9 protein-coding genes and 1 pseudogene are annotated in these 10901 nt (G+C 57.9%); 5 read left to right on the forward strand and 5 right to left on the reverse strand.

The features are described 5' to 3' along the window. Nucleotides 1–289: 289 nt before the first annotated feature. A complete protein-coding gene (locus ACFFNA_RS34550) occupies nucleotides 290–538 on the forward strand; it encodes a DUF982 domain-containing protein (RefSeq protein ID WP_378924371.1) in 249 nt (82 codons plus the stop codon). 309 nt (nucleotides 539–847) lie between these two features. On the opposite strand, the gene ACFFNA_RS34555 is transcribed toward ACFFNA_RS34550, so the two are convergent. The 3 genes from ACFFNA_RS34555 to ACFFNA_RS34565 all read right to left on the reverse strand — a co-directional run bounded on the left by ACFFNA_RS34555 (nucleotide 848) and on the right by ACFFNA_RS34565 (nucleotide 4711). Further along, nucleotides 848–1396, reverse strand: coding sequence for a tetratricopeptide repeat protein (locus ACFFNA_RS34555; protein WP_095085194.1), 549 nt, complete (start codon nucleotides 1394–1396; stop codon nucleotides 848–850). Next, nucleotides 1393–3528: a type III secretion system export apparatus subunit SctV gene (gene sctV / locus ACFFNA_RS34560; RefSeq protein ID WP_378924372.1), complete on the reverse strand. Its 2136-nt coding sequence runs from the start codon at nucleotides 3526–3528 to the stop codon at nucleotides 1393–1395. Before sctV ends, ACFFNA_RS34555 begins: the two co-directional genes overlap by 4 nt. Before the next feature lie 292 nt (nucleotides 3529–3820). After that, a complete protein-coding gene (locus ACFFNA_RS34565) occupies nucleotides 3821–4711 on the reverse strand; it encodes a SctD/MshK family protein (protein WP_095085197.1) in 891 nt (296 codons plus the stop codon). A gap of 1189 nt (nucleotides 4712–5900) precedes the next feature. Between ACFFNA_RS34565 and ACFFNA_RS34570 the strand changes: the two genes are divergently transcribed. Together ACFFNA_RS34570 and ACFFNA_RS34575 are read left to right on the forward strand one after the other, a co-directional pair. After that, on the forward strand, nucleotides 5901–6521 hold the full coding sequence (locus tag ACFFNA_RS34570) for a hypothetical protein (RefSeq protein ID WP_378924373.1): 621 nt from the start codon (nucleotides 5901–5903) through the stop codon (nucleotides 6519–6521). Next, nucleotides 6422–7432, forward strand: a complete 1011-nt coding sequence (locus tag ACFFNA_RS34575) for a Fic family protein (RefSeq protein ID WP_378924374.1) — start codon at nucleotides 6422–6424, stop codon at nucleotides 7430–7432. The genes ACFFNA_RS34570 and ACFFNA_RS34575 overlap by 100 nt, the downstream gene beginning before the upstream one ends. A 6-nt stretch (nucleotides 7433–7438) precedes the next feature. Here ACFFNA_RS34575 and ACFFNA_RS34580 read toward each other — a convergent pair whose 3' ends face one another. Further along, on the reverse strand, nucleotides 7439–8893 hold the full coding sequence (locus tag ACFFNA_RS34580) for a hypothetical protein (protein ID WP_378924375.1): 1455 nt from the start codon (nucleotides 8891–8893) through the stop codon (nucleotides 7439–7441). A gap of 26 nt (nucleotides 8894–8919) precedes the next feature. Between ACFFNA_RS34580 and ACFFNA_RS34585 the strand changes: the two are divergent. Beyond that, a pseudogene (locus ACFFNA_RS34585) lies at nucleotides 8920–9917 on the forward strand (Ti-type conjugative transfer relaxase TraA); the annotation flags it as partial. Nucleotides 9918–10044: 127 nt separating this feature from the next. Further along, nucleotides 10045–10248: a helix-turn-helix transcriptional regulator gene (locus ACFFNA_RS34590; protein ID WP_378924376.1), complete on the forward strand. Its 204-nt coding sequence runs from the start codon at nucleotides 10045–10047 to the stop codon at nucleotides 10246–10248. On the opposite strand, the gene ACFFNA_RS34595 is transcribed toward ACFFNA_RS34590, so the two are convergent. After that, nucleotides 10239–10469 (reverse strand): helix-turn-helix domain-containing protein, encoded by a 231-nt coding sequence (locus ACFFNA_RS34595; RefSeq protein ID WP_245331120.1) that lies wholly within the window; start codon nucleotides 10467–10469, stop codon nucleotides 10239–10241. The genes ACFFNA_RS34590 and ACFFNA_RS34595 overlap by 10 nt on opposite strands. Nucleotides 10470–10901: the final 432 nt, after the last annotated feature.

A 10901-nucleotide genomic window follows, 5' to 3' on the forward strand; every position in this document is an offset into this window, starting at 1 on the left:
GCCCGCTACAGCGCTAGTTGAAGAGCGCGCGGGCGGCCGCCTTTGCTCTTCCAGCGCTTCAGATCTTGTCGTCGTTTATCAGCGGGTTTCGACCGTCTTCGACACGGGCACCGGGAAAGCAGAAGTTTAGGCTTCGGCGCCATGCGGCTGGTGCTGGGCGCGCCGAGGGAGGGCAATGTGTCGAGATTTCATGCATGGCGAAAGCGGAAGCGCTGCTCGAAAATGGGCGAGAATTGTTCGGCTGGGCAAGCAAGTGCGACCAAGGCTATTGCCGCATGTGGGTACAGACATGACCCGCTCGAGCAGATTTGAGAGGCCGGTCGTTATCCAGGTTACCCGCGACAGCTCAGAGCGTATGGTGTTCGATGTTAATGACGCGGCCGCTATCCTACTGCGTGACCTTCATCGTCAGACCGAGAAACGGAAGGTGGCGATGAACGCCTGTCTGCAGGTATTGCGCGGTGAAATTCATCCGCCAGCTGCTCGAAGGGCTTTCGTGGCTGCTGCACTCGAAGCAAAGATTCTGCGCAGCGATTGATTAACTAGGATGGTCAGGAATTTCTTCGTTGCTTCGCTGCTGGTTTCTCGCACAAAAAGACGATCGCAGAAGTGCGGTATCCAACCCACGCACAAGACGCCATTCCTAAGAAGCACTCAGCCGGGTATACTCTACAACCCGCGCCAACGCCCAGCTGTGTCTTTAGAATGGCGCGTAAGAGCATGATCGGCCGTCCTTTCAAGGGCACATTCTGTTCCCAGTGCTGTTCATCAACGGCAAACATCCAACTGACGACGTCCCGGTTGGAATTCCGTTTTCCGGTGTGCCAGTCCGGGGCCTTTTGCACGGCTATCGCGATCGTGCCAACGCACTCCTTTCGGCCTTCCCGTCTACCCCAAGCGACAAGTTGAGATTGTGGCGCAACATCAGATTCCCTGGCTCTGTTTCAAGAGCTTGCCGATATAACGCTCTTGCCGCGTCATGTCGCCCCTCCAAATCCAGAACAACTCCCTTCGCGTTCAACGCCCGCAAATTACTTGGAGCTGCTACCAAGAGGTTGTCGAGTACCTGAAGCGCCTCATTCGGGCGTTTCTGCGCCAGCAAGACCTTCGTAAGACGGATTGCCGCATCGACATTGTCCGGATGCTGCTTCAGATCATCCCGCAAAGCCCGCTCTTGCGCATCCTGACCGACTGCGCGCAAAATGCGCTCGCGTATGGCCGGATCGATCTGATCAGCGCCGAGCAACTCTGGGGGCGACGTCTCCTTCACTGAAAGAACTGGCTTGTTCCAGCTAGCGCAACCTCCGAGCGGAACAATGGCGAGTACTGAGAAGAGAACTGAGCGCAGACGAGATGAAAGTAACGGCGGAGTGGCAATATTCTCATGTGAATTCATGTTTGGTTCTCAGCTGTCATAGAGTGCTGTGCCTTTGAGTTGGCGGCAACGCGGATACTGCGAGAGTCCCCCGACATTTCCCCTTCTGTTCCAGGGGGGAGCTTGACGGATCCGGCGGGTTGAATCGTGAAGTCGGAGGCAAGGTCCTGATAAGACAACACAGCCAGATCGATCCCGTTTCGGGTGAGAAAGCCGCGGACGAAGCGTCGAACATCCATCGAAGTTAATATGACGGGGCGGGTCTGATCCGGTGCTGTGCTGGAAAAGATGCTGCGCATCTGTGACAGCAGCGCTTCGCTTTGCAGATCCTCTAACACGAGGTAGGGGCCCGCAGCCGAATCTCGAGCCGCACTCCGCACCATATCCTCACTCTCACGTTCGATAATAAAGGCGGGCACGATACCTTGTGTGTTGGCAAAGCGGTGGCAGATCTGCCGCTTCATGCCGGAGCGAACATATTCCGTGAGCAGCGCGACGTTTTGCTCACGTTCGCTCCATTCGGCCAATGCCTCCAAGACGAGGCGGGTGCTGCGGATAGGGATACCTTCATCCAGCAGGCGGCGCAGCACATCGGCAACCCGGGGAACAGGCGTCGTGCGCAGCACCTCCTTCACCAGATCAGCATAATCGTGCTCCATTCGGCCCAGCAATTCGCGGGTCTCTTGGATACCCACTAAGTGCGGTGCATAGCGGGTCAACGTCGCATGGACACGCGAGGCAAGGAGTTCGCTCGCTCGGTGATAGCGGATGCCGGCAGCGTTGAGAGCCGGTGCATGGCCTTGTTCGACCCAGATTCTGTCCGCTTCTGGATCATGCCGAATGGGGATGCCGCTAAGTTCAATGTTCGCCAGACCGTCTGCGAGTTCTAGCAGTGTCGGATCAATCAAATCCTGTTCGACTGGCACGCCCTCGACATCTATTCTAAATTGCGACTCGGGCAGCTGCTCGTCGACCGCAACTGGAATGCGCGGAACGATAATGCCGAGATCAGCTGAGACGAGTTGCGAAACGCGTGCAATGTGCTGTTCCAATTCGGCTTGGTCGATCTCATGCGTAAGGCTCGGCGCAAGAAAGAAGGCGAGCGGGCTTGCCTGCGCAGGCACGGTTTGTTTTTGAGGCTCTACTTGATCTGCACTTGTAGCATTGGTATTGTCGGCGCCCTGCCCATCGCCCTTGGCAATGCTTGCGACGGCGAGGACTGCGGCCAACGTAAGAAAGACGGGCAGAGGGAAACCGGGAACAAACCCCATCGCAACCAAGACGCAGGCCGCCAGCCGCAATGCTCGCTTGCTGGCCGTGAGTTGATTGACTATGTCGGTCCCAAGGTTGAGCCTCGCGGCCCCCGTTACACGCGTGACGATGGTTGCCGCTGTAATTGAAAGCAGCAGGGCCGGAATCTGCGAGATTAACGCGTCACCTATGGTCAGTAGAGTATAGTGTTGCAGAACCTCGCCGAAGGACATGCCTTTCGAAAGCAGGCCGATGGAAATTCCACCCAGCATGTTGATGCAGATCACCACGAGCCCGGCGATGGCGTCGCCCTTTACGAATTTCATCGCGCCATCCATCGCGCCAAAAAGTTGGCTTTCCCTCTCCAATGCGGCACGCCGCCTGCGAGATTCGTTGGCATCGATGTGGCCGTTGCGAAGCTCTGCGTCGACCGCCATTTGCTTGCCCGGCAGAGCGTCGAGCGTGAAGCGGGCCGCCACCTCCGCTACGCGTTCGGCACCCTTCGCGAGGACCATGAACTGGACCATGGTCACGACCAGAAATATGACAAAGCCGACGAAGATATTGCCTGAGATTACGAAGTCGCCGAACGTGTGGATGATGCTGCCTGCCTCTCCCTCGGCCAGGATCAGTCGTGTCGTTGCGATGGTAAGCGCCAGACGGAACACCGTGGAAATCAAAATGACGCCCGGCAAAGACGAAAAATCAAGCGGCGTGCTGACATACAGGGCAACCATCAGCAGCAATATGGCCAAACCCAAATTGAATCCGATAAGCGTGTCGACAACCACGAGCGGGATTGGCATGACCATCATACCTATCGCCAGCAGCAGCATCAACGCGACCATTAAGTCGGGGTTGGCCGGCGCACGGTCGATGAAGTTACGCAGGACGTTGGGCATGTGGGCCCCTTTGTGGTCGTTTGAGAATTACTGGGCTACCACGCAGTGAAACGTAGCTTTCGAAGGCCGCGCGCGCCTCGTCCCTGCGGCCGGTCCCACGCAGCGCATCGCCACGCGAGGGTAGTCAGAGGAAAGCGCGAGGATCCCCGGTTAGGCGTATCCAGTGTGGTCAGGACCATCGGTGCCTCATCGCCGAAACCTTCCGGGATGAGCGGATAGGCGAGAAGCCGCAGCAGGGGGATAGCTTGAGCATTGGAGTTCTCCTGAATACGGCCCGCGAAGCTGAAAGCCCTTAATACGGCAGAGCAGCAACGCGACCATTTCGGCTCATCAGCACACGACCCTCCTCGATCCGATCGACCGTCCAGCCATCATCCAAAAGCGCGCCGACAAAATACTTCTCGCCAGCGATTATCAGATACGGAAGGGGCCCACGCCAAACTGCTTCAACCGCGATGGCGGATGGCGCCTTCTCCTCCTTGATAACCACTCCATTCACCAGTGTGAGAGCGCCGTTCGTGCGATGATCGAACCACTGCTGAACCCTCTGCCAACTGCTGATCGATGCTGACGTGACGGTGCCCTCAGCGGTCACGACGCCCTTCGCGGAGCCGATCATAATATTGTGAAGGCCCGCTTTATCGACTTCCTCTTGCAGGTCTTTGGCCACAGCCACGGTAGCCTGATCATCAGCGCGGTTATTGGTCAGCTTGAATTCAAGTTCGGCACCTGGCGACTTGGCGTTCAATGCATCAGCAGTGCCGTAATAGGAGAACATAGCCGAGAGTGCGCCGATCCCGAGAGAGCCGAGTAACACCAAGGTGAGCATAAGGATCGAGAGGCGTGGTCTGGCGGTCGAACCAGTCGGCGCTGCATCCTGCGCTGACCAGAGAATGGACATCGCGCCGGCGTGAATGATGACAGGAAGGGGCAGCACAACGCACTCGCCTGCTGCAATATTCCGATTGTCCTCGATGCTGAGTCCGCCTGCAAGCGCCTCAACCTCGATCGAATTCCCAAGAAGAGTGATACGAAAATGATGTGGCGCCAGTCCTTGCTCGACGAAGATTATATCGGCGTCGAGGCCACTGCCGATTAAGTTCGTTTCAAGAGTCGGCTTACCGGTCAGCCCGCAATAGACCCCCGACAGAACTTCGAAATGAAGGGAAACAGCGTCATTCAAGGATGATCTCCCGAATCAGGAAAGAAGCCGCATGGCAATTACCATGCGGCTCATTTCGGTCACACATCGCGCCACCCAGGGCAGCGATCGAGGGTTTCCAGAACCCCGTTTCCGAGATTACTGAACGCGTTCGTCGGCCGCTTTCTTGATTGTCTGCAAGTTGGTCGTAACAGTGCGCAGCTCTATACTCCTAGCCGTAGCCTCCAAGCTAACCGCCGTTAGCTCCTGGATTTGCTGCTGGAATGCGGCAGCCCCAGCGGCTTTGGAAGCTACGTCCGCACCAGCCGCAGCGCCAGCACCACCCAAACTACCAAGAGTACCTATTTTACTCATATCGTTTCCCTTCTGTTCGAACTGTGCCGTCACCGACGGCACGCACCTCCCGACGCGGACCACCCAACGTCAGGCATCTTCTTCAGTGTCTGCCAGAGCGTCGTCGGCATCAGCCATGGCATCGTTCACAATAGTTAGCGCAACAGAACGGAGAGCCGTCTCGAAGGCATCGCTTTCAGATGCAGCTTGCGAGCCATCCCCAGAAAAGGTCGGACTGTCCGCTCGACCGATCTCGCCACCCGGCCTGGTAGGACCAGAAGGCCCGCTGCTATGACCAGAGGGCTCGCTGGATGCGTGCCGCGACTGTCCATTCGAATGTCCATGCCCGGTGCGGGCCAAGGATCCAAGTCTATCGCCAATTGCTGCTATCATCAGGTATTCCCACATCTGTTTCCGTTAACGGCGAGGCGTAGAAGATCAATTTCATCAAACGTTAGGAGGGCGAGCTTTCGAGAAGCTGACCAGTCTCAACAAAAAGCGGCTGCGGCGCTGTTGCAAAATGAATGGTCGCGCACGATCTTGTGTGTGGACGAGGCCGTTGACCGCATCAGGAACAGGACCATCACCGGCTACCGGTACGATCCCAAGGCGGCAGCCCTATTGGGCGTAGAGGTTTAGCTTCGGGAGCCTTAGCTATCTGCTGGCCTCTTAAAAGCCTCTAGGGACTCGGCGGTCGGCCGGGTGCGTCCTGCGAGGCTAACGCATTGAAGAAATTATATTTTAAATCTTTTTCGCATAATAAACTTGCGATTCCACAACTTAATAAACTTGCGATTACACGGCATCATTGACTTGTGCTGGTGCAGCATTATATACTTGTATTCGCACAACACAAAAAACTTGCAAAGGCACGTCCGTGGCCAAGCCCCATGAAAAACTCGCAGAGCCCCTAGCCATCCTCAAAGAGCTGCAGGAGCAAGGGCGGCGCATATTCAAGTCAGACGAGCTGACGCGCGTCCACCGGGAGCGGCTGGTGGCGAACGGATTTCTGCGCGATGTGATCAAAGGCTGGGTCATGTCCACCGGCCCTCAGGCCCAGCAACAGGACACCACCCCCTGGTACGCAAGCTTCTGGGAATTCTGTTCGCTGTACTGCAATGACCGGTTCGGCAAAGACTGGTTCCTGTCTCCCGAACAGTCCCTCCTGCTGCAGGCGGAAGCGCCGACCATCCCTCCACAGGTGGTGGTGAATACCCCGAAAGGAAAGAACAACAGGATCGACCTGCTGTTCGGCACCTCCCTCTACGACCTTGCGGTCAAGGAAATGCCGGAACAGCTGACGGAGAAGAACGGTCAGCGGGTGCTTACCGTTGAGGCCGCGCTTATCCGTGTACCGGAGGATTCTTCCAGCGCGCGCCTATCGAAATGCAGGTCGCCATGGCGTCCGTGCGCGATGTATCGACGGTACTGGCCCTCCTTCTTGATGGCGGCCATTCCGCCGTGGCGGGGCGACTCGCGGGCGCATTCCGCCGCGTAGGGCGTGATGCCTTCGCTGATGAAATTGTGGCAACCTTCAAAGCGGCCGGGTACGACGTGCGCGAGTCCGATCCGTTCGCGGGTCGGACCGGGGTTACGACCATAGCGGCGGGTGTGCCGCCGCTGGTCGCGCGCCTGCGCGCAATCTGGGAATCCCAGCGCGAAGCGATCATAGAGATATTCCCAAAGGCGCCGGGCCTTCCGTCCGACAAGAACGCTTACATGAAGTTCGTGGAGGATATCTACGAGAGCGACGCTTATCACTCGCTGTCGATCGAAGGCTACAGCGTGACGCCCGAGCTCATCGACCGCGTGCGCGAAGGAAGCTGGAATCCGGAGATCGATGAAGCGGACCGGAAAAACCGCGATGCGCTCGCCGCGCGCGGCTACTATCTCGCGTTTCAGAAAGTCAAAGAGTCCGTGGCGGCCATCATTGATGGCGCGCCAGCAGGAGCCTTGACGCGCGATACACACAGGGAGTGGTACCGGGAGCTGTTCGCGCCGTCCGTGACGGCTGGCATACTCAGGGCGAGTGCACTTGCCGGTTATCGGAACCACCCGGTGTACCTGCGCGGTTCGCAGCATGTACCGCCGCGAACAGAGGCTGTTCCCGATGGCATGAACGAGTTGTTTGACTTGCTGGAAACGGAGAAAGACGCTTCCGTGCGCGCCGTGCTGGGGCACTGGCTTGTAGGTTATGTGCACCCTTATCCGGACGGCAACGGCCGTATGGCGCGGTTCCTCATGAATGCCATGCTGGCGTCCGGTGGCTATCCGTGGACTGTTGTCAGGGTGGAAGACCGCAAGGCGTACCTGGCGGGCCTGGAAGAGGCGAGCGGCAACATGAATGTGAAGCCGTTTGCGGCGTTTCTGGCCGAGCGGGTTACTTGGTCTGCCGATCGAAGCGCCTGAGAAGCGTCAGCTTCTGGTGACGACGGTCAGAGGGATGCGGCGATGATCGATCAGCGCCTTTCCCACGAAGCCAAGCAACTGGAGAATAGGCTGCGTCGCTGCAGCTTTTGAGATTGCTGGCTGCACGATCCAAACCTTGTATTCGAAGCGATACTGATTCCAGCTCGCATGCAGCCTTCTCAAGACCCCCAGCGTACCACGGTCAAAGCGTGTCGACTCCCCACGCTCCAGCCGACGCTTCTCGCGGTTCATCATATTCCGAAGGAAGCGTTTTGGCTTGTGGCAAAACTGCACTGACTTCAACGCTTGCCCTGCAACCTCATAGAGATCGTCCAGCCGCGCCTTGCCCGCATCGGTACCAGCATATTTACAATGGCACATCAGCACATCGACCGATGTCTCCCGGACTTTGATCGCTATAACGTCAGCAAACTCGCCGGTACCGTCGTCATCGAAGATGATGTCGTAATCGCTTTTCTTCAGTTCTTGAATGACGCGGTACTGTACAGAGTCCGTACGGCGCTCCGGACCCTGCGATTCGATGCGCGGGTTTGTTCCAGTCCAGTCCCAAGGAACAATGGCACTATCCATTATGGGCGTTAAGTCCAGTTCCTTCGGCGGAACGTAGAGATGTGAGTAGATCAGGAACGATCCGTCGCCAAAGTCGATTTGCGGAGCATCGTCCGCAAAAGACTCCGCCATCGTCCGGTCATGCCGATGCGTTTTTATCCGGCAAGGCGGACCCGATGTTTGCCTATAAGTCGCGTCGGTCGCCGTGAAGCCGATTTCAAACTCCGCCTTCTTGTCGTGCGCGCGCACGTCAAACTTGAGCGCACCGCTACGAGCGTTGTTCGAGAGTGCGAGATCACACTCTGCAAACGGATAAGAACTCTCGCCGAATGAAATTTCAATTCGCTCCTCGAAGGACAGCAGAAGGCTCATAGGCCAATGAATCACCAGCGGGTGAGCATCTGGGCGTACAGCAATGAGGCGGGGTCGCATGGCAGACGCGAACGCCGCTGACTCCGGGATGGTGTCGTTGTCAAGGAGCGCACCCAGGCGATGACACCACGCAGTCCAGTCGGTGAGATCGTGGATGCGGGACTGTGACCAGAACTTTCCTTTGATCGAACAACCAAACGTACGCGGCTCGCCGTCTTCATAGCCACAACCAAAGATGTTGTTCTGAATGCGCTCCGCCTTCATCAGACTGTCTATACCGTCGCTAACGTCGATCCCCATGAGCATGGAGTAGCGCGTTCCACCGCCCTGGCGGTGCGTCATGCCCAAGTTGCGGATGACCAGCTGGTTGAAATCGTGGAAGCAACGAAACACTGCCTGATCCCTGATGCGTGTCGTGTCATCGCCACAGAGCGCTTTTGCAAGCTGATCAGACGCAGTCGGCCCAGTGCTGCTAATGTAAAGCAGTTCCGTTTGGTCATCCCAGTGGGCCAGTATCAACTCCCACGAAACGTCGGTGGCTGTGGCCGACGTTGGACGCACATGGCAGCTACGTTGCGCTGTCGCGGCATCGAGATGGGATGGACCTGCATTACGGCGGCGACGACTTCGCGACCCGCGAACGGCTTGTCCGCACGCTATCGCGTGACCGCGCCAAGGACATGGCTTCCGATTACGAGCTAGTCGATCCGGTACAGAGCTATGCCGAGCGGCGCGGTATCACCTTCCGCCAGCGTGTGGTCGAGATCGTGCGCCGGATTGTTCCGGAAAAGCTCCGCGACCGGATCGACGGGCTGCTGGACGGGTGGCGCTCGCCCGCAGACGCCGAGCCCGGCCAGGACCGTGGACGCAGTCCGGGAAGGGAGAATGTTGGAGCGCAAATCGCTGACGCTGGCTCCACGCCCGAAAGAAATACTCCCGCCAAGGGAGTGTCGCGCGACACGGATATGCCGATGGACGCGGAAGCGGCGTTGCGCCGCGCTCGCACGAACGCGCTTGTGCGCCACGCACGCGCGCTCGACGCGATCCTCAGCACTGGAAATGCGGACGGGCAGGGTAGTCCCGAGCAGATGCGCGAATTGAGGGATGCCCGCAGTGCTTTCGAGAAGGTTCGGCCGCACGGCTGGCGCGATGCCGAAGCGGCCTATGCGAAAAATCCCGAGCTTGTCCGTGAGGCGGGGGCCGGCCGGGTCAACCGCATCGTGCTGGCTCTCCAGCTTGAAACCGAAATCCGCACTGGGCTGGACACTGATCCGGGCCGCCGCGCCGCCCGTTTCGTGGAACGCTGGCAAAAGCTCGATCGCACGAGCCTAACGCAATACCAGGCCGGCGACATGTCGGGCTACCAGTCGACCCGCTCGGCCATGTCCGACATGGCCAAGAGCCTTGACGCGATCCACAGCTGGAATCGCTCCTTGCCAACCGCAAACGTGATCTTGGCATTCATACCGATTCCGGCCGTAGCCTCGTTGCGGAGCTCGCATTTAGCTATGGCATCGGCAGGGGACGCGGAATAGGAATCTGAACCCCTCCGATTTGCCGCCGTTTCCACGCCAGAGGCGGGTCAGGCGAAAAGTCTGATTGCGTCCAGCATTGGTTCGCACTGTTGTCCCAGCGGATACCGGCAACAGCCGTTGAAAAGCAGGCGAGCTATGCCCGAGCCAGATCGTACAATACGCCTCAGAACCGTCCTTGACCGGACTGGCCTGTCCCGCTCAACCCTCTATCGCAAGATTGCCGAAGGCACGTTCCCCGCGCAGATCAAGATCAGCATAAACGGGGCGGGCTGGAGAGAATCCGATGTCGATCGATGGATCGCCGATCCTGTTGCATGGCGAACAGGGCGTCAGTTCTGAGTGCGAGCCAAACGAACACCAGGACCGCCGCCATTCTCCGGAATGAATTCTATCCCAGCGGCTTCAAATGTGTTCCGGAGTGCTGCGACGGTAGTGCCCTTCAGTTGCTCTCCCCGCTCAAACCGGGCGACAGTATCCGGTGAAACTCCAGCATTCCGAGCCAAGTCTCTCGTCCCCCAACCCAGGGCAACCCGCGCCATCTTGCACTGGATGATGTTCATTTCGTAACATCGATACGATTTATGTTGATCTGCATCGCCACTTGAGATATCGTAACCCTGATACGATTATGGGAGCCGCTTACTGCGGCTGCTGATGGTGTTACGACCACCCTCAGCAGCCTTGCCACGCCCCAAGCTGTTAGGAGCTCGGATCATGACTGATTCCGACAATAGCACGACTTTGCCTTCCGTCACGACCAGCCGACGCGATCGGCAGACGGCAAATGCGTCAAGACATTTTGAGGATACAGACCCAGCAATTCTGCTGCTGCGAGGCTGGTCGCGGGCACAGCACGTTTCGAATGTCCTTTGCCGACTTCAACAGCGTCTAGAGCGGTTTTCCCTTAATCGGAGTCGTTTGTTTGCAGTGAACGGCTTGTTCTGATTCCCTGATCGAAGTGATTTGCGGAAGGAGCAGCGGCATGGCACGAG

Source organism: Mesorhizobium kowhaii (genome assembly GCF_042431665.1).
GTDB lineage: Bacteria > Pseudomonadota > Alphaproteobacteria > Rhizobiales > Rhizobiaceae > Mesorhizobium > Mesorhizobium kowhaii.